Origin of the sequence: Pseudomonas sp. FeS53a (assembly GCF_000931385.1) — a bacterium.
Lineage (GTDB): Bacteria > Pseudomonadota > Gammaproteobacteria > Pseudomonadales > Pseudomonadaceae > Metapseudomonas > Metapseudomonas otitidis.
Genome location: NZ_JYFT01000034.1, coordinates 94652 through 113477 on the forward strand (window position 1 = coordinate 94652; position 18826 = coordinate 113477).

General features: G+C 66.2%; 15 protein-coding genes. 13 read left to right on the forward strand and 2 right to left on the reverse strand.

Annotated features, from left to right (window positions below):
* Positions 1–219: an MbtH family protein gene (locus SZ55_RS09565; RefSeq protein WP_044404743.1), complete on the reverse strand. Its 219-nt coding sequence runs from the start codon at positions 217–219 to the stop codon at positions 1–3.
* Positions 220–617: 398 nt separating this feature from the next.
* Here SZ55_RS09565 and SZ55_RS09570 point away from each other — a divergent pair, with 398 nt between their 5' ends.
* Positions 618–1178, forward strand: coding sequence for an RNA polymerase factor sigma-70 (locus tag SZ55_RS09570; protein WP_044404844.1), 561 nt, complete (start codon positions 618–620; stop codon positions 1176–1178).
* Positions 1179–1340: 162 nt separating this feature from the next.
* Here SZ55_RS09570 and SZ55_RS09575 read toward each other — a convergent pair whose 3' ends face one another.
* Positions 1341–2345: a GNAT family N-acetyltransferase gene (locus SZ55_RS09575; protein ID WP_044404746.1), complete on the reverse strand. Its 1005-nt coding sequence runs from the start codon at positions 2343–2345 to the stop codon at positions 1341–1343.
* Between the two features lie 567 nt (positions 2346–2912).
* Here SZ55_RS09575 and SZ55_RS09580 point away from each other — a divergent pair.
* The 12 genes from SZ55_RS09580 to SZ55_RS09635 all read left to right on the forward strand — a co-directional run bounded on the left by SZ55_RS09580 (position 2913) and on the right by SZ55_RS09635 (position 18815).
* Positions 2913–4223: a nucleotide sugar dehydrogenase gene (locus SZ55_RS09580; RefSeq protein ID WP_044404749.1), complete on the forward strand. Its 1311-nt coding sequence runs from the start codon at positions 2913–2915 to the stop codon at positions 4221–4223.
* A gap of 151 nt (positions 4224–4374) precedes the next feature.
* Positions 4375–5802, forward strand: coding sequence for a mannose-1-phosphate guanylyltransferase/mannose-6-phosphate isomerase (locus SZ55_RS09585; RefSeq protein WP_044404752.1), 1428 nt, complete (start codon positions 4375–4377; stop codon positions 5800–5802).
* Positions 5803–5900: 98 nt separating this feature from the next.
* A complete protein-coding gene (locus tag SZ55_RS09590) occupies positions 5901–7415 on the forward strand; it encodes a glycosyltransferase (protein ID WP_044404755.1) in 1515 nt (504 codons plus the stop codon).
* Between the two features lie 15 nt (positions 7416–7430).
* Positions 7431–8579, forward strand: coding sequence for a PilZ domain-containing protein (locus tag SZ55_RS28795; RefSeq protein WP_044404758.1), 1149 nt, complete (start codon positions 7431–7433; stop codon positions 8577–8579).
* 42 nt (positions 8580–8621) lie between these two features.
* Complete coding sequence (locus SZ55_RS09600) at positions 8622–10043, forward strand: sel1 repeat family protein (protein ID WP_082078193.1); 1422 nt, start codon at positions 8622–8624, stop codon at positions 10041–10043.
* A complete protein-coding gene (locus SZ55_RS09605) occupies positions 10040–11494 on the forward strand; it encodes an alginate biosynthesis protein AlgE (RefSeq protein WP_044404764.1) in 1455 nt (484 codons plus the stop codon). The genes SZ55_RS09600 and SZ55_RS09605 overlap by 4 nt, the downstream gene beginning before the upstream one ends.
* Positions 11495–11505: 11 nt before the next feature.
* Positions 11506–12933, forward strand: coding sequence for an MBOAT family O-acyltransferase (locus SZ55_RS09610; RefSeq protein WP_044404767.1), 1428 nt, complete (start codon positions 11506–11508; stop codon positions 12931–12933).
* An 11-nt stretch (positions 12934–12944) separates the two neighbouring features.
* Positions 12945–14051 carry an alginate O-acetyltransferase AlgX-related protein gene (locus SZ55_RS09615; RefSeq protein WP_044404770.1) on the forward strand — a complete coding sequence of 369 codons (1107 nt, stop codon included), beginning with the start codon at positions 12945–12947 and terminating at the stop codon, positions 14049–14051.
* A gap of 23 nt (positions 14052–14074) precedes the next feature.
* Positions 14075–14722, forward strand: a complete 648-nt coding sequence (locus tag SZ55_RS09620) for an alginate O-acetyltransferase AlgF (protein WP_044404773.1) — start codon at positions 14075–14077, stop codon at positions 14720–14722.
* Between the two features lie 69 nt (positions 14723–14791).
* Entirely contained in the window at positions 14792–16183 is a 1392-nt protein-coding gene (locus SZ55_RS09625; RefSeq protein ID WP_044404776.1) for an alginate O-acetyltransferase AlgX-related protein, read from the forward strand.
* Positions 16174–17289, forward strand: a complete 1116-nt coding sequence (locus SZ55_RS09630; RefSeq protein ID WP_044404779.1) for a polysaccharide lyase — start codon at positions 16174–16176, stop codon at positions 17287–17289. The genes SZ55_RS09625 and SZ55_RS09630 overlap by 10 nt, the downstream gene beginning before the upstream one ends.
* Before the next feature lie 14 nt (positions 17290–17303).
* Positions 17304–18815, forward strand: a complete 1512-nt coding sequence (locus SZ55_RS09635) for a right-handed parallel beta-helix repeat-containing protein (RefSeq protein WP_044404782.1) — start codon at positions 17304–17306, stop codon at positions 18813–18815.
* Positions 18816–18826 lie beyond the last annotated feature (11 nt).

Below are 18826 nucleotides of genomic sequence, written 5' to 3' on the forward strand. Positions count from 1 at the left end.
TCAGGCCACCCCTTCGGCCTGTTCCATCTGCTTGCGCAGGCTCAGCGGGCGCATGTCGGTCCAGTGCTCCTCGATGTACGCCAGGCACTCCTGCTTCAGCCCGCTCTTGCCGGCAGCGCGCCAGCCGGCGGGGATGGCCTTGTAGTCCGGCCAGATCGAGTACTGCTCCTCGTGGTTGATGACCACCTGGAACACCACGTCATCACGATCGAACACCATGTCTGTCTCCTCATGCGGGTTGGGCCGGGCGACCTGCCCGTGCTTGCACTGAGGAGTACGGATGGCGAACGGGAATAATTAGCGATCCGGGGTGGGTCCTCCGGCCCCGGCGAGGCGTCGCCAGCCGTCACGGTGAGGGGCCGGCTCCTGTAGGCCAGTCCTACAGCCCTTCCTACTCCTCAAGCCCCTGCGCACATTCTTTTTTCACAACCGCCGTCCCGGTTCCGTCATGGCCCCGCAACACGCTGGAAACCTCGGTGTGATCTGCTTCGTTTCGATATGAATTGCTTATCTATCGCATTTGACAATGATTATCATTGGTCATAATTTGTTACCCCGCTGAACGGGAGCCCACAGGTAACCGGGCCCTATGCCTACCCATGCGCAAGGTGATTTCCATGACGGATCAACTCTCAACAAGCCGGCTTGATTCCCCACTTCTGCAGGTCTTCATCGACAATCGCTCCATCCTGGTGAAGATCGCGATGCGGGTGACCGGCTGCCGGACCCGGGCCGAAGACGTGGTGCAGGACGCCTTCTTCCGCCTCCAGTCGGCGCCGAGGATCACCAGTTCGATCAAGGCCCAGCTCAGCTACCTGTTCCAGATCGTGCGCAACCTGGCCATCGACCACTACCGCAAGCAGGCCCTGGAGCAGCGCTATGCCGGCACCGAGGAAGAAGGCCTCAACGTGGTGGTGATGCAAGGCGCCTCGCCCGAGGCTTCGCACATCAACTACGCCACCCTGGAACACATCGCCGATGCCCTCGGCGAGCTGCCGGCCCGCACCCGCTATGCCTTCGAGATGTACCGCCTGCACGGCGTGCCGCAGAAGGACATCGCCAAGGAGCTAGGCGTCTCGCCGACCCTGGTCAACTTCATGATCCGCGACGCCCTGGTGCATTGCCGCAAGGTGACCCGCGCACAGAACGACGCCGCACAACCCGAACGCATCGCCTGACCCTCCCGCCTGACGCGGGGCTTCCCTGCCCCGCTCCTTCCCGCCAACCCGCACCCCGTCGCCTGGGCTTATACCCAGGCTCTGCATCGAGGGGATTCCCGGACTGAAGTCCGGGCTACGGATAGCGCCACGCTGTAGCCCGGGCTTCAGCCCGGGTGCGGCTCAGGCCAGCGTGCAGCGGTCGAAGAAGCGCTCGCGGCTGATGGCCATGAGGGCGGCGCGCTTGTGGGGGAAGTCGAACTCCTTCTCGCGGCAGAACCCCAGGCCCTGCATGTGGCCGATCATCCGCGCGTTGTCGGCGCGTGGCTCGGCCACCACGCGGCGGGTGCGCGGGTCGTCGAGGAACAGGTAGTGGGTCAGCCCCGCCAGCCAGGCGGCCACCTTGTGCGGCCCGCGATGGTGCTCCTCCCCCACCAGCATGTGGATGCCCCGGTCGTAGTCGTCCACGGCATAGAACGGTGCGATGCGATCCTCCTTGGCCCAGTAGGCCTCGAAGTAGGCGAACGGCTCGTCGTCGAAGCAGCCCACCAGGGTCAGGGTGTGCGGATCGTCGGCCAGGCGCTGCAGGTAGGCACGGTGATGGTCGAGGCTGCCGCCCTCCTGCCAGAACGCCAGCACCCGGGGTGAGTTCTGCCAGCGGTTGAAGCGCTCCAGATCGGTCTCGATGTCCAGCGTGCGCAGGGAGAACCAGGCCCCCAGCCGCGCGTCGAAACGCCGATACACCTCGCCACTCGGTTTGGGCGGCCGGCGTGGGTGGCGCCGCCCTTCGCTCATCACCAACCGCTCCGGGTATGCCGGCTGCGCCTGCACCCAGGGCGCCGGCCGCTGCCAGAACACCCCACGCTCGCACACGAACACGCCAGGCTCCTGCGCCGGCACCAGCCAGCCTTCCGCCAGCGCCTCTGCCGGGGCGACGCTCAACTGCCAGCGCAACGCCTGGCACCCAGGCTCACGGGCAAGCCACAGGTAGCTCGCCAACCCCAGCGCATCGGCATCGGGCAGCGCAGGCTGCAGGGGTTTGAGCAGCGGCTGCTCGCCGGGCTGGGCGGCCAGCTCCAGGAGGGGCTGGCCATCCAGAAACAGGTGCAGGCGGTCTTGGGATTCGTCGACGTCGAGGCGCCGCCCCCCAGGCAGGGGCAGGCTCGACAGGGGATGCTGTCGGGACATGGTGAGGCTCGCGAGTGATTGACTGTCCCTGATGAAACGCGGCGGACGACATGGAAATTAGGCAGGACCGTTCAACGGACACGCCCTGTAGAACATGCAGTCGACAGCCCTCACGCGCCTCTGCATCTACTTGAGAACAACTTAAACAACAATAAAGCGCGCTCCGAATAACAAAATTTCCAATTTAAAAAGTGCGCATCAAAACAACTAAAACAAACAATCCAGCCAATTTAAAAGTACCGCTCACACCTGGAATTTTCCTACTCTGAAACACAGTTTTTTATAGCGAGTCGCGCTATAAAATAGATATTTTATTGACGCCAAAAATTAGGCGAGTTTGCGTAGGATTTTTGACGCCATGTAAAATGCGATTTTTAAGTTGTTGATTTAAAAGGGAAATAAATTTTTTTCGACCAAGTGTTGAATACTGCAATTAATTCCTCTTAGTCTGGAAGAAGGTGCTTAATTCAGCCAGTGAAACATCCTCCAGAAGTGTCAGATAAAAACTACAAATGACAGCAGTCCTCCATGGAGGGGTGGCGATTCTTTTATTGTGCAGAGGGATATATGCAGATCAGCATTTTTGGTCTCGGTTATGTAGGCGCAGTCTGTTCGGCCTGTTTATCTTCCCGGGGACATGAAGTTGTAGGAGTTGATGTTTCCCGACAAAAGATCGATCTGATCAACACAGGAAAGTCACCCATCGTCGAACCGGGTCTCGAAGAACTGTTGCGCAAGGGGGTCGATGCGGGCTTGTTGCGCGGGACCACCGATGTGCGGGAAGCCATCATGGCCACCGACATGTCGTTCATCTGCGTGGGAACCCCGAGCAAGCGCAACGGCGACCTCGACCTGGTCTACCTGGAAGCCGTGTGCCGGCAGATCGGCGAGGCGCTGCGCGGCAAGTCCACGCGTCACACCGTGGTCGTGCGCAGCACCGTGCTGCCGGGCACCGTGAAGAACGTGGTGATCCCCCTCATCGAGGACTGCTCCGGCAAACGTGCCGGTGTCGACTTCGGCGTTGCCACCAACCCGGAGTTCCTCCGCGAGAGCACGGCGATCCAGGACTACGACTACCCCGCCATGACCGTCATCGGCGAACTGGATCGCGAGTCCGGCGACCTCCTCGAAGAGCTCTACCGCGAGCTGGATGCGCCCATCATCCGCAAGCCCGTGGAGGTGGCGGAGATGATCAAGTACACGTGCAACGTGTGGCACGCGGTCAAGGTGAGCTTCGCCAACGAGATCGGCAACATCGCCAAGGCCTGCGGCGTCGATGGGCGCGAGGTGATGGACGTGGTCTGCCAGGACCACAAGCTCAACCTGTCCCGTTACTACCTGCGCCCGGGCTTCGCCTTCGGCGGCTCCTGCCTGCCCAAGGACGTGCGCGCCCTGACCTACCGCGCCGGCACCCTGGACGTCGAACACCCGATGCTCGCCTCGGTCATGCGCAGCAACAAGGTCCAGGTGGAGCGCGCCTTCGACCTCGTCACCGCCTACGAGAAGCGCAAGATCGGGCTGCTCGGCCTGTCGTTCAAGGCCGGCAGCGACGACCTGCGGGAGAGCCCGCTGGTGGAGCTCGCCGAGATGCTCATCGGCAAGGGCTACGAGCTGAAGATCTTCGACCGCAACGTCGAGTACGCCCGCGTGTTCGGCGCCAACAAGGACTACATCGAGTCGAAGATCCCCCACGTGTCGGCCCTGCTGCGCAAGGACCTGAACGAAGTGCTGGACGACTCCGACGTCATCATCCTCGGCAACAACGACCGCCAGTTCGGTGAAGTCCTGGCATCCGTTGCACCCGACAAGCAGGTCCTGGACCTGGTGGGTTTCATGCAGACCCCCAGCGGCCAGGGCAAGGAAGGCATCTGCTGGTGACCCCTGCCGCAGCGGTGCGTACCACCGCTGCGGCGTGACGCGACAGGCTGCCACGGGGCCACCACCGGCCCCACCGAGAAGCACGCCGTCGCCAGGCAACACGACGTTGAACGCCCAGTGAACTGACTCTTGAACGCCCGGGAGAGACGGCATGATTCCGCTCATCTTGTCCGGCGGCAGTGGCTCGCGCCTCTGGCCGCTATCGCGCAAGCAGTACCCGAAACAGTTTCTTGCCCTGGTCGGCGAGAACACCCTGTTCCAGCAGACCGTGGAGCGCCTGGCCCTCGAAGGGCTCGAGCCGCCGATGGTGGTCTGCAACGAAGCCCACCGCTTCATCGTCACCGACCAGTTGGCCGGCATCCGCAGGAAGGCCCAGTCCATCCTGCTGGAGCCCTTCGGCCGCAACACCGCGCCGGCCGTGGCCATCGCCGCCCTGACGCTGCTCGAAGCCGGGCGTGACGAACTGCTGCTGGTGCTGCCGGCCGACCACGTCATCGACGACGTCCAGACCTTCCACAGTGCCCTGGCACGCGCCCGACTGGCGGCGGAGCAAGGCGCCCTGGTGCTCTTCGGCGTGCCGGCCACCAGCCCGGAGACGGGGTACGGCTACATCCGCACCGCCTCCCACGGCAATGGCTTGCCCGAGGGCGTGCTGCCGGTGGAGCGCTTCGTCGAGAAGCCCGACCTGGCCACGGCCCGGCGCTTCGTCGAGGCGGGCAATCACTTCTGGAACAGCGGCATGTTCCTGTTCCGCGCCAGCCGCTACCTGGAGGAGCTCAAGCAGCACGAGCCCGGCATCTACGAGACCTGCAAGGCAGCCCTGGCGCGCAGCGAGCAGGACCTCGGCTTCCTCCGCATCGACCCGGCGAGCTTCGAGCACTGCCCCGACGACTCCATCGACTACGCCGTGATGGAGCACACCCGGCACGCTTGCGTGGTGCCCCTGGACGCCGGTTGGAGCGACGTCGGCTCCTGGTCCTCGCTCTGGGAGATCCAGCGCAAGGACGCCGCCGGCAATGTCACGCGCGGCAACGTCGTGCTGCAGAACAGCCGCAACAGCCTGGTCCACAGCGAACACAAGCTGGTCACCCTGGTCGGCCTGGACGACGTGGTGGTGGTGGAGACCAAGGACGCCGTGATGGTCGCCCACAAGGACCGCGTGCAGGAGATCAAGCAACTGGTCGGGCACCTGGCGGAGGAGTCCCGCCCCGAGGCCGAGAGCCACAGCCGGGTGCACCGTCCCTGGGGCGCCTACGACAGCATCGACGAGGGCACGCGCTTCCAGGTCAAGCGCATCACCGTGAAACCGGGCGCCAGCCTCTCGCTGCAGATGCACCACCACCGCGCGGAGCACTGGATCGTGGTGTCCGGCACGGCCTTCGTCACCTGTGACGACAGGCAGTTCGTGCTCAGCGAGAACCAGTCGACCTACATCCCGGTGGCCTCGGTCCACCGCCTGACCAACCCCGGGAAGATCCCCCTGGAGCTGATCGAGGTGCAGTCCGGCAGCTACCTGGGCGAGGACGACATCAAGCGCCTGGACGACGTCTACGGGCGCACACCGGAACTGATGGACTGAGCGCAGCGGGGCCGTCGCGGCCCCGTTGCGGGGAGGCACGGATGCCAAGCGGCGCGCGTGCCAATGGAAGTCGTATCGAACGAATGGAGTAGTACTGGATGCACGCTTCAGACGCCGCGTCCTGCGGACGCCTGCGCAAGCTGATCGGTTGGACGTGCCTGTTCGCGCTGGTCGCCCTGGCCTCGGAGATGGTGGCCCCGGAGTACCTGGACCCGGCCCACCACAAGTTCATCTTCATCATCGGGGCCATCGGCATCTGGCGTTACAGCAACGCGGCCATCCACTTCCTGAGGGGGATGTACTTCCTGCACTGGAAGTTCCCGCGCATGCGCAAGCAGGTCGAGGCGATGGGTGACGAGGCGCTGCCGGACCACCTGTTCATGGTGGTGACCAGCTTCCGCATTCCCACCACCACCACCTTCAAGGTCTACCGCTCGGTGTTCCAGGAGGTGCAGCGCCTGGGCGTGCCCTGCACGGTGATCGCCTCCATCGTCGAGAAGGGCGACGAGAACTTCATCAAGGCGATCATGCGGGACGAGGTGCGCGAGCGCAGCGACATCAGGCTGATCATCGTGCGTGCCCGCGGCACCGGTAAGCGCGATGGCCTGGCCCACGCCTTCCGTGCGCTGTCGCGGCAGATGCCGCTGCAGAACTCGGTGGTGGGCGTTGTGGACGGCGACACCATCATGCTGCCCGGCTGCGTCGAGCGGGCAGTGAAGATGTTCGCCCTGCTGCCCAGCGTCGGCGGCCTGACCACCAACGAATACTGCGAGGTGGAGGGCGGCAAGCTGGTCAAGGAGTGGCACACCATGCGCTTCGTCCAGCGGCACATCAACATGTGCTCCATGGCCCTCTCCCGCCGCGTGCTGACCCTCACCGGCCGGCTGTCGTTCTTCCGCGCCAGCGTGATGACCGACCCGGAGTTCATCCGCGACGTCGAGGCGGACTTCCTCGAACACTGGCGCCTGGGGCGCTTCCAGTTCCTCACCGGCGACGACAAGTCCTCCTGGTTCAGCCTGATGCGCGCCGGCTGGGACACCTTCTACGTCCCCGACAGCCACACCCTAACCGTGGAGCATCCGCCGGACAGCAACTTCTTCCGCGCGACGCGCCAGCTGATGTTCCGCTGGTACGGCAACTCGCTGCGGCAGAACTTCCGCGCCACCAGCCTGCTGGGCTGGGAGCGCCTGGGGGCCTTCACCCTGTACGTGCTCTACGACCAGCGCCTGTCCATGTGGACCTGCCTGATGGGCCTCACCGCCTCGGTGGCCGCCGCCCTGCTGTTCGGCGTGCAGTACCTGCTGGTGTACCTGTTCTGGGTGCTGCTGTCGCGGACGCTGGTGACGCTGCTGTTCCACTTCAGCGGCCACCCGGTGGATGCCCTGTATCCGTTCGTTCTCTATTACAACCAGATCGTGGGTTCGATCATGAAGGTGTACGCCCTCTTCCATATGGACCAGCAGAGCTGGACCCGCCAGAAGACCACCCTGAGCAACCGTGGCGTCAGCTTCGACGTCCGGCTCAACCGCTGGTCCTCCAAGGCCATGATGTTTTCCTCCATCGCGATCTTCCTGGGCGTCGTTTCGGTGCTCCTCGAACTCACTCAAATCTAAGCAGGCGCGACAGCCATGAGCAGCACGACCCTCGTACCCGAAAACGTCATCCACGAAGCCATCGACGAGCGCCAGCACGTGCGCACCCGCATTCCCGCCAAGGTCATCCTCAGCGGCGGCGGCCTCACCGGCCTGGAATGCGACATCCAGGACATCTCCCTCGGCGGCATCGGCCTCATCCATGCCCAGCCGCTCAAGCTCGGCACCCTGATGAACGCCTCCATCAAGCTGCGCCTGGCCAAGCTGGACCTGAACATCGACGCCAAGCTGAAGATCGTCTCCCAGCGCGGCAACGAGGTCGGCGCGCAGTTCGTCGAGCTGGACGCGCAGAAGCGCGACATCCTGCGCTACATCATCTCGTCCTACATGTCCGGCGAGATCGCCGACATCAACGGGCTGTTCAACGTCATGCAGCGCGAGAACTACATCAAGGAGCGCAAGCAGAAACACGCCCTCGCGCGCACCCCGCTGGACCGCCTCAAGGCCGCTGCCGGCACCCTCGCCTTCAGCCTCATCGGCCTCGCCGCCCTGGGCATCGTCAGCTACAAGGCCTACCTGCTGTTCTTCCGCATCCCCGCCGCACAGGCCACGGTGAGCGCCGACGCCTACATGCTCACCATGCCGGAGAACGGCTACGTCAAGTACCTGCTCAAGCCCGGCCAGCGCTCGGTCACCACCGGCGAGCCGCTGGCCAGCATCTCCACCCAGCTGGCCACCAGCTTCACCAGCCCGGCGGACATGGCCGCCCTCTCCAACCTCGCCCCCGGCGATGTCCAGGCCCTGCTCAATCGCGCCACCGTGGAGACCCTGATCAACAGCCCCTGCGACTGCGACCTGTACTTCCCCAGCCGCCGCCTGGACGGCTTCAACTACAAGCAGGCCCCCCTGGTGCACCTGCTGCCGAAGGACGAGGACCTGGTGGTGCGCGCCAGCGTGCCCTTCGCCAAGCTGCCCGATATGAACCGCGTGCGCGCAGTGGACATGAGCGTGTACGGCAGCGACCAGGTGATCGCCGGGGAGATCGTCGCCTCCAGCGTCGACGCCCAGACCCAGAGCGTGGTGCTGACCCTCAAGCCCGAGCAGCCCCTGCCCCGCGAGGCCTACCAGCAACCGGTGGCGGTGGACTTCTACCTCGGCCTGCCGTTGCTGGGCGCCACCCGCTGAGGCCAGACGATGAAGGGGAAATCCACAGTCCTGGTCGCAGCGATGCTGCTGGGCTGCGCCGGTCCGGCCGGTGCCGTCCAGAGCCTCGAACAGATCCGCTACGCCCTCTACAAGGACCCGAACGCCGACGTCATCGCCGACCTGCGCAGCCTCGCCGAGCGCGGCGACCTGGCCTCCAAGCTGCTGCTGGGGGACCGCCTCGCCGCCGGTGATGCCGCCAACGGCGAAAAAGCCCTCGCGCTGTACAAGGAGGCCTTCGCCGAAGGCCGTGGCGAGGTGCTCGCGCTGTCTTCGCTGAGCCGCCTGCTGGAGCGCAACCCGCGCATGCGCAAGGCCAATGCCGGCTACGTGCGCGATGCGCTGGGCCGGTTCCCCCATGCCCGCGACCCGCGCACCCTGGATGCCGCCCTGGAGATCTTCCTGGTCTTCCCCGAGTACTTCCAGGCGCCCCGCGTGGCCGAGCTGATCGGCCTCTACGAGTCGTCCTGCCTGGAGTTCTGCCGGCCGCAGCTGTACAAGGCCGTGCTCGCCGAGCGCCAGGGCCGCCGCGACGACGCCGAGCGCGGCTACCGCGCGGCGGTGTTCGTCGACACCCGCGCCGTGCTGCGCTACTACGACTTCCTCGGCGACGCGCAGGACACCGCCTTCCCCGCCTTCGCCAAGACCCTGTTCGAGCACAAGGACCGCCTGCCCGTGGAAGCGGTGCACCGCATCGGCACCCTGCTGGACAGCATCTACTCCACCCAGAGCGGCCTCATCGCCATCGAGAACCGCGCCCTGCGGGAGGCCGACGCAGGCCTGGAAGGCGACGCCAAGGCCGAGGCCAGCGCCGCCGACAAGGCCCGCGCGGAAAGCCAGGCCAAACTGCTGGCGCAGACCAATGCCGAAGTCCGCGCCTGGCTGGACAACGCCATCGAGCGCAACTGGGTGCCGGCCATGGTGAGCAAGGTCAACAACATGACCTCCTCCCCCCAGGACTTCACCGCCGACGAAGCCTTCGCCCTGATCGAGCGCATTGCCCGCACCGACCCGCTGCGGGCCAAGGCCCTCAAGGCCTCGGTGCTGATGGTCACCAACTGGCTGACCCTCGACCCGGAGAAGGCCCATGGGCTGATCCAGGAACTGCTCGACGCCAACTACCCCGAAGCCCAGCTGCTGCTGGGGGACCTCTACAGCCGAGGCGGCCTCGACGAGCCGGACCTGGACAAGGCCCTGGCGATCTTCCACCAGCAGGCGCTCAACGGCTCGCCCTCGGCCTACTACCGCATCGCCAGCCTCTACAACTTCGGCCGCGCCATCTGCCACGACAAGGTCAAGGCCCACGCCTACGCCGAGGCCGCCAAGGGCCTGGGCGAATTCCGCGCCAATGGCCTGCTGAAGCGCCTGGAAAAGGAAATGAGCAGCGACGAGCTGCAGCGGGCCACCCTCGCCCGTGACGCGATCTACAAGGAGTACCGCCTGTGAACGAGTGGAAGGCACTGCTGTGCATCGGTGCCGTGACGGTCAGCGGCGCGGTCGCGGCCGCCGAAGAGTACGCCTTCGGCCCGGCCGCGACACCCGCCGAGCCGGCTGCGCTGTCGCTGGACACCCTGCCCCCGGTGACCTCGGAGTTCTTCAACAAGCTCACCCTGCAGGGCGGCTACGGCCCCGAGGACTCGGTGCTGGGCGCGGACCGCAAGGGCTTCTACAGCCTGCGCTACGAGCCGAGCTACCACTGGTATTCCCCGGAGAAACGCTGGGCCAGGTGGGAAGTCTTCGGCCGCGCCTGGATCAACTACGACTCCAGCCAGTCCGCCACGCCGCTGCAGGACGACAACTTCCAGCAGAGCACCCGCAACGAACGCCCGGAGCACTTCTACAGCGAACTGCGCGAACTCTATGTGCGCCGCAACCTGCTGGGGGACGACCCGCGCTTCTCCTTCTCCGCCGGGCGGCAGCGCTTCTACGACACCTACGGCATCTGGTGGGACGACAGCATCGAATCGCTGCGCTTCGATTACCGCGATGCCTTCTCCCATGGCTTCGTCGCCGTGGCGCAGAAGTTCTGGAACTACAACACCGACGTCAACAGCCTCGACCCCACCGAGGAGAACACGCGCTACGCCATGGGCGAGTACGCCTGGCGCTGGAGCGAGCGCAACTGGGTCGGCGCCCGCGTGCTCCACGAGAACGACCGGAGCAACGCCGACCCCGACGACGCCCAGGACTTCACCGGCACCCGCGCCGGGCTGTTCTTCAGCGGCGACGACCTGCGCGTCAGCCCGCTGTTCAGCGACTACCACCTGGAAGCGGTGCGCCTCCGGGGGCGCACCCGCACCACCGACGCCGACGGCGTCAGCGAGCGGGGCGACAGCCGTGGCTGGCTGATGCTGGGCGAGGTCGGCAAGCGCTTTCACGACGCGCCCTGGGAACCCCGGATCGCCCTGCGCGCGGGCCTGACCGACGCCCCGGACAACGAGGCCGACGGCTTCCGCCTGAACCGCATCCAGTCCGACCGCATCGTCAACCCGTCCAGCTACAGCACCCGCCTGGTCAGCTCCTTCGTGGCCCTGAACATGCGCAACCTGAAGTACTACGGCGTGGCCCTGGAAACCCGGCCCACGGCCCGCAGCTCGCTGGACATCCGCCTGAGCGACCTCTACCTGCGCGATGCCGACGGCGACCTGCCGGTGCGCGTCGACCAGCAGCAGGCCCGCGACCGCCGCCAGGCGATCCGCGCCGGGCGCGGCAACGGCCAGCGCGACGTCGGCCAGGTGCTGGACCTGAACTACTACTGGAAGATGTTCCCGCTCGCCTACGAGGGCAAGCACCTCGACCTGAACGCGCTGGTCAGCGCCAGCTACCTCCGGGCCGGCGACGCCCTGGAGAGCGGCGACGACTTCCAGATCTCCTTCGGCCTCGTCATGCGCTACTGAGGGAGCATCCGATGATCTTCGCCTCCAACGTCTTCCTGTTCCTCTACCTGCCGGTCTTCCTGCTGGTGTACTTCCTCGCCCGGCCGGCGTGGCGCTCCAGCGTCATCGTCGCCGCCAGCTACCTGTTCTATGCCTGGTGGCGGCCGGACTTCCTGCTGCTGTTCGTCGGCATCACCTACTGGAACTTCTGGTTCGGCCTGCGCATCAGGCAACAGCAGGAGGCCGGCAACCGCCAGGCTGCCAGCCGCCTGCTGTGGCTTGGGGTGATTGGCAACCTCGCCACCCTCGGCTACTTCAAGTACGCCAACTTCGGTGCCGAGGTGCTGGCGGCGCTGCTGGCCCCGCTGGGCATCAACACCTTCACCCTGGAGCACATCCTGCTGCCGCTGGGCATCTCCTTCTATGTGTTCCATGCCCTGAGCTACATCATCGACATCTACCGCAAGGACGCCGAGCCGACGCGCAACTTCATCGACTTCGCCGCCTTCGTCGCCCTCTTCCCGCACCTGGTGGCCGGGCCCATCCTGCGCTACAGCCAGCTGGCACCGCAGCTGCGCCAGCGCACCCACTCCCTGGAGCTGTTCTCCATCGGCGTGGGGCGCTTCATGGTCGGTTTCATCATGAAGGTGCTGATCGCCGACAACCTGGCGCCGGTCAGCGGCCTGTTCATCGCCCAGGGCGAGCTGCAACTGGTGGAGAGCTGGTTCGGCCTGCTGGCGGCCTGCTTCCAGCTCTACTTCGACTTCGCCGGCTACAGCAACATGGCCATCGGCCTGGCGCTGATGATGGGCTTCCGCTTCCCGGAGAACTTCAACCAGCCCTTCGTGGCCCAGAGCGTCACCGAGTTCTGGCAGCGCTGGCACATGACGCTGGCCCACTACCTGCGGGACTACGTGTTCATGCCGCTGGTGCGCAAGCGCGTGGCCGGGCCGATGCCGGCGCTGGTCCTCACCATGCTGCTGTCGGGCCTGTGGCATGGCGCCAGCTTCGCCTTCATCTTCTGGGGGCTGTTCTTCGGCGTGGCCATGGTGATCGAGCGCCAGCTGGGCATCGCCACCAAGATCACGACGCCCTACCGCTTCTGGCGCAACATGCGCACGGCCGTGCTCATCCTCCTCAGCATGCCGCTGTTCTTCACCAACGACCTGCGCCACAGCCTGGACATCTACGCCGGCCTGCTGGGCCTGAACGGCCTCGGCAGCCTCGACCTGTACATCCTCGGCACCTCGCGCATGGCCATGGCCTTCAACCTGGTGGCGCTGGCCTGGCTGGTGCTGGCCGGCCGCAACAACGTTCGCTACTACGCCGGACTGAAGGACGGCTACGTCATGCAGCACTTCGGCGGCGTCCAGGCCCTGATGCTCTGGAGCGGTTTCTTCGTCGCCCTCAGCAGCCTGGCGGCGAACTCCTTCTCGCCCTTCCTATATTTCCAGTTCTAGGAGCGGACCCGATGAAATTCCCCGTGATCACGTCGGCCAGCCTGTGGAATGGACTGCTGTTCATCGCCCTGCTGGGCGGCATGTTCCTCTACTCCCTGCCGGCCGTGTTCGGCTTCGGCAAGACCCAGACCGACACCTGGTCGCTGTTCGTGGACGGCAAGCTGCTGCGCAAGTTCGAGCAGTTCTACGACAAGCGTTTCTTCCTCCGCGAGCCGTCCGTACAGGCCTGGGCGGACATCCGCTTCATGCTCTTCGGCGAAGCCACCAGCGGCGTGGTGCTCGGCCGCGACGGCTGGCTCTTCACCAACCAGGAATACCTGGTGACCCGCGACCTGCCCGCCAACCTGCAGCAGCAGGTGCAAGCCATCGTCCAGGTACGCGACCGCCTGGCGGCGCACGGCAAGAAGCTGGTGCTGCTGCCCGTGCCGATGAAGCTGGACATCTACGCCGCCCGCGCCCGCGTGCAGCCCGACCTGCGCGCGGTGGCGCTGTACGACCGCTTCGTCGAGCAGCTGAGAGCCGAAGGCGTCGACGTCACCCCGGTGCGCCACGCCTTTCTCGCCGCGCGGGACGGCCAGGCCCTGTTCCTGCCCAACGACACCCACTGGAGCCCCGAAGGCGCACGCCTCGCAGCGGCCACCTTCGCCCGGGGCAACCCCGCCCTGGTCGGCACCACGGCCTACCGCTCGCAGCAGGTGGGCAGCAAGCCGCACAAGGGTGACCTGATGAACTACGTGCAGTTCGACACCGGCCTGGCCGCCACGGATTTCGCCCCGGTCGACCTGCACCTGTTCGAGACCCTCAAGGCCGAACAGACGGTCAGCGATGCGGCGCTGTTCGACGACGAAGGCAGCCCGCTGCTGCTGGTGGGCACCAGCTACAGCAAGATCGACGACTGGAACTTCGTCGGCTTCATGAAGGAATACCTGCGCAGCGACCTGGTGACCCTGGCCCAGGAAGCCCGTGGCCCCTTCCAGGCCATGGAACTGCTGCTGCAAGGTCCGCAACTGGCCGACCCCGGCCTCGATACGGTGATCTGGGAATTCCCGGTGCGCACCGTGCTCGCCCAGAACATGGTTGCCGCGCGCGCCCGCGCCGAGCAGCCCAGCCACTTCTGATTCGACGACCAAGGAGACCCCTCATGCGAATCACACTCCGTCTGCTGAGCGCACTGGCGCTGCTGTTGGCCATCCACCTGCCGGCCCAGGCCGCCAAGGATGCCAATGCCGACCTCTACGACGCCGTCGCCCCGGCCGACTCCGCCTTCGTGCGGGTGCTCAACCTCTCCGACAAGGGCATCGACGTGACCCTGAGCGGCAAGGTCAACCCGCAGAAAGTGCCGGCCGGGCAGATCGGCGGCTACCGCTTCGTGCCCCAGGGCAAGCACCGCATTGCCACCGGCACTCTGGCCGTCGAGCCCGAGCTGAAGGCCAACACCGCCACCACCCTGCTCTACACCGGCAGCGAGCTGATCGTCATCGCCGACGCTTTCGTCAACGAGCCGAAGAAAGCCCAGGTGGCCTTCTACAACCTCACCGGCCAGGACGTGGCGCTGAAGACCCGCGACGGCAAGCACGACATCGTCCAGGCACTGGGCAAGAACCAGACCGGCAGCCGCATGGTGAACGAGATCAAGATCGGCTTCGCCGCCTACGCCGGCGAACAGAGCCTGGCGCAGTTCGACGAACTCTTCCTGAAGAAGGGCCGCTCCTACAGCTACGTGCTGCTGCCCCAGGCCGGCGGCTACCGCACCCTCAGCCTGGCCAACAGCGTCGACCCCACCGAGTGATGCGACGACAGGGATCGGCGCCCGGCCCCACGGGCGCCCACCTCAACAACGGATGAACCCGCCTCGACCATGAAGAAGACCTTGCAGCACGGATTGGCCCTGTTCCTGGCCCTCGCCAGCCTCCCGGCGCTCGCTGCCGAGACGCCCACCTGCGGCGACCTGGAATGCCTGCTCTGCCCCGGCCTGACCGATCCCCAGCAGTACGCCGAGGGCAACATGAAGCTCATGCGCGAGATCGCGCCGGGCAAGGACCGCTGGCTGTTCCGCTCCGTGGTCGACCTGACCAACGACTTCGGCATCCCCACCGCCATGGAGCCCGAGTTCGCCCGGCTGATGCGCACCTTCAAGGCCCAGGGCACCGACGTGGTCATCGCCATCCAGCCCACCCGCGGGCTGATGCACCGGGACAAGATCCGCCCCGACCGCGCCTATGGCTTCGACTACGCCAAGGCCAGCGCCAGCCTGCGCCACTTCGCGGGGCAGCTGCGGGCCGGCGGCGCCATCGTGCCGGACGTCATGCAACTGGTGGAGCACCCGCCGCAGAAGGAATACTTCTTCCGCCGTGACCACCACTGGACCCCGGCCGGAGCCGAGGCGACTGCCCGCCTGGTGGCCGACGAAATCCGCCGCCACCCGCTGTACGCCGGCCTGGCGAAGAAGCACTACCAGACCGAACCCGGCGTGATGGTGCCCAAGGACGGCACCATGAACCTGGCGCTCTCGCGCATCTGCGGCAACAACTACGGCTTCCAGTACGTGCGCGGCTTCCAGACCATCCCGGTCAGCGACGATGCCGACGCCCTGTTCGACGACGCCCCGGACCCGGAAGTGGTGCTGGTCGGCACCTCCAACTCGGCCGCGCGGGAGGACGAAAGCAAGCAGTTCAACTTCGACGGTTTCCTCAAGCAGTACCTCGACGTGGACATCCTCAACTACGCCCTCCCCGGCGCCGGCCAGGACGGCGCGCTGCTGGAATACCTGCAATCGGACAGCTACTCGCCACAGAAGCCGCCCAGGCTCATCGTCTGGGAGCTGCCGGCCAACTACCGCCTGCAAGACCCGCTCAGCTATCGCCAACTGATTCCCGCCATCAAGGGCGGCTGCCGCGCCGAGCCCCTGGCCCGCAACACGCTGAAAACCGGCGTATTGAAGGTCAACCAGCGCATCGAACTGCTCAGCAATGCCGGCGACCAGCGCCGCGACCTCAGCGATCTGGACGGTTTCCTAGACATCCGCATCAGCGACCGCAACCTCAAGGACTTCTACGTGATCGTCTATTACGACAATGGCGCCCGGGACAAGGTGTGGTTCCGCCGCGAGGCCGTGGTCACCGGTGGCCACTACTACCTGGAACTCAGCCGGGCCGAGGCGTTCAAGGGCGCCAACCTGCTTTCGGTGTTCATGGAGCCCACCGTGGACATCGCCCAGTCGACCCAGGTGGATATACAGCTATGTCGATGAGCCGCCACCTGCTCTGCGCCCTCGCCCTGCTGCTGGTGCTGCCCATGAGCCCGGCGCAGGCGGTCAACTCCCTCTGGGCCAACCAGGCGACGCCCCAGGCCGCCATGGTGAGTGACTACCGCCGCCTGGGCTGCCCCTACCCCGCCCCCGAGCCCTACACGGGCGCCTTGCAGTTCGAGAGCAAGTACGACCAGAGCGACGTCACCAAATCGCGCCTGAGCGCCACGCCCGACGTGCAGGCCAAGAAGGTCCAGGCCCAGGTGAAGGGCTACATCGGCGGGCTGATCCGCGCCTCCAAGGAGTTCCAGCGGGCGAAGCGCCCCGAGCGGGCCAACCAGGCCCTCGCCTGCCTCGACACCTGGCTCGGCCGCTGGGCCCACGCCCGCGCGCTGGAAAACCCCGACGCCAGCAAGACCGGCATCGCCGCACGCAAATGGGCGCTGGCTGCCATCGGCTCCACCCTGCTCAAGGTGCGTGCCCTCAGTGACGGCCGCTATGAGCTGGACAGCGAGCAGAAGGCCTGGCTGGAGCGCCTGGCGGAACGGGTGATCGCCGAGTACCAGCCTCGTCACGTTCCGGACTTCCCCTACTTCAACAACCATGACTACTGGGCCGGCTGGGCCGTGGCCTCGGTGGGGATGCTGGTGGAGCGCGAAGACTTCATCGCCTGGGCCGACTACAGCCTGCGGCGGGGCCTCGCCCAGGCCCAGCGGAGCACGAGCGGCGACTACGCCTACCTGCCCCTGGAAGTGGCCCGCGGCAAGCTCGCCAGCACCTACACCCAGTACGCCCTGGCCCCGCTGATGCTGCTGGTGGAGAGCGCCGAAGCCAACGGCCGGCCACTCAGCGGCGACGAGCGCCAGACGCTGTGGCTGCTGGCCAGCTTCGCCGCCCGCAGCCAGCTCGAACCCGAGAAGCTGCCGGAGCTGCAGGCACACGACCAGGACGAGGTCGCGCCCTACAAGTTCGCCTGGCTGATCCCCTACCTGCATCGCTACCCGGGCCATCCCTGGGCCCGGCGGCTCTACGACGAAATGGGCGGCGACGTGGACAACTACAGCCAGATCGGCGGCCCCATCAAGCCGATGTACCCGACCCAGGATTGAAAGAAGGACCGCACATGCGCCAGGTCATATTCCGCTCCGGCCGCCGCCTGCTCGCAGGCCTGTTGCCCCTGCTGCTGGGCCTTGATGCCCAGGCGGCCAGCTACCAGCCGCCCCATCCGGCCCTCAGCCTGCTGCCATGGGATGGCCAGCAGGCCGAGCTTCAGCACGCCCGTGACGCCATCGCCCAGGCGGTCCTCCCTCCCCTGGAAACGGCCGTGCCCGCAGGCCGCGCACACGCCAGCCTGGAGACGATGTTCTCCTCCCAGCAGGGCAGCTGGTACTTCGAGCCCTTCGCCAGGAACGGCCTGTTCCGCGCCATCGCCGGCTACCAGGCCCACCACCCGCAAGCGGTGGTGATCAGCGGCGGCAGCCTGACCCTGGAACAGCTCTCCAGCGCACTCAACGACCCCCACGTGCTGAAGCGGCACAAGGACGGCTACCTGCTCAGCTACCCGCTGGTGATCGCCCCCGGCGCAGCCCTGCGGATCGAAGGCAGCACGCTGTACCTGTACACCCCCTCCGGCACCGCGCTGATCAACCGAGGGCTGCTGCAGCTCAAGGGCGCCACCCTCTCCAGCTGGAAAGGCGAATCGCCAGGCGACACCCAGGACCCGTATCGCCCCTTCGTGATGGCCTGGGCCGGCAGCACCCTGCACATCGAGGATTCACACCTGGAGCGGCTCGGCTACAACGCCAACTTCACCCGGGGCATCACCACGGCCCTGAGCCCCCAGCAGCCCGCCTCCACAGCGCCGGCACGGGTGCTGGTGCGCAACAGCACCTTCAGCGACCTGTCCACCGCCCTGGAGCTGCAGCACGCCCGCGCGCGGGTACAGGGGTCGCGCTTCAGCGACCAGCAGCAGTACGCGGTGGACTTGAAAGACAGCCAGGTCGAAGTCCTGGGCAACCGCATCGACGGCGTGCAGAACAACAGCGGCCTGCGCGCACGCGGCCAGGTCAGCGGGCTGATCGCCGACAACAGCGTGCTGAACACCGCCAAGGCCGGCATCGAAGTGGTGGAGCAGCAAGGTGCCCTGGGCATCCGCCGCAACCTGCTGGGCGCCTCCCACGGCACCGGCATCCTGCTGAACCAGCTGGCACCCAGCGAAGTCCGGCCGTTGCTGCTGGAGGGCAACCTCATCGGCAACACCCAAGGCAGCGGCATCGACGCCAACAATGTCGGCGGCGCGCTGTTCCTGGTGGGCAACCAGATCGGCAACACCCCCGAATACGCCGTCAGCCTGCGCAACCCCCAACGCCTGCCCGGCCGCCTGATGCTCACCGGCAACACCCTGGGGGGCATTGGCAAAGCCATGGTGCGGGTAGAAGGGCTGGAGCAGATCGTGCTCGGCGGCAACCGTTTCCAGGGCAACCCGGTGCTGCAGAGCGCCTTCATCGGCGACCTGCTGCCGGTGCAGAGCCAGGTACTGGAAAGCACCGTCCGCCACCCCTGCCTGCTGCGCGTGGACACCGGAGCCGGCGTCCCGGCTGCTGAACTGTTGCTGGATGAGGGCTGCAAGGGCTGAGCGACGCAGTC

Coding starts and splice junctions, on each gene's coding strand:
- SZ55_RS09590 (WP_044404755.1), top strand. CDS start 5,901: ATGCACGCTTCAGACGCCGCGTCCTGCGGACGCCTGCGCAAGCTGATC.
- SZ55_RS09610 (WP_044404767.1), top strand. CDS start 11,506: ATGATCTTCGCCTCCAACGTCTTCCTGTTCCTCTACCTGCCGGTCTTC.
- SZ55_RS09585 (WP_044404752.1), top strand. CDS start 4,375: ATGATTCCGCTCATCTTGTCCGGCGGCAGTGGCTCGCGCCTCTGGCCG.
- SZ55_RS28795 (WP_044404758.1), top strand. CDS start 7,431: ATGAGCAGCACGACCCTCGTACCCGAAAACGTCATCCACGAAGCCATC.
- SZ55_RS09570 (WP_044404844.1), top strand. CDS start 618: ATGACGGATCAACTCTCAACAAGCCGGCTTGATTCCCCACTTCTGCAG.
- SZ55_RS09575 (WP_044404746.1), bottom strand. CDS start 2,345: ATGTCCCGACAGCATCCCCTGTCGAGCCTGCCCCTGCCTGGGGGGCGG.
- SZ55_RS09625 (WP_044404776.1), top strand. CDS start 14,792: ATGAAGAAGACCTTGCAGCACGGATTGGCCCTGTTCCTGGCCCTCGCC.
- SZ55_RS09600 (WP_082078193.1), top strand. CDS start 8,622: ATGCTGCTGGGCTGCGCCGGTCCGGCCGGTGCCGTCCAGAGCCTCGAA.
- SZ55_RS09630 (WP_044404779.1), top strand. CDS start 16,174: ATGTCGATGAGCCGCCACCTGCTCTGCGCCCTCGCCCTGCTGCTGGTG.
- SZ55_RS09580 (WP_044404749.1), top strand. CDS start 2,913: ATGCAGATCAGCATTTTTGGTCTCGGTTATGTAGGCGCAGTCTGTTCG.
- SZ55_RS09565 (WP_044404743.1), bottom strand. CDS start 219: ATGGTGTTCGATCGTGATGACGTGGTGTTCCAGGTGGTCATCAACCAC.
- SZ55_RS09620 (WP_044404773.1), top strand. CDS start 14,075: ATGCGAATCACACTCCGTCTGCTGAGCGCACTGGCGCTGCTGTTGGCC.
- SZ55_RS09615 (WP_044404770.1), top strand. CDS start 12,945: ATGAAATTCCCCGTGATCACGTCGGCCAGCCTGTGGAATGGACTGCTG.
- SZ55_RS09635 (WP_044404782.1), top strand. CDS start 17,304: ATGCGCCAGGTCATATTCCGCTCCGGCCGCCGCCTGCTCGCAGGCCTG.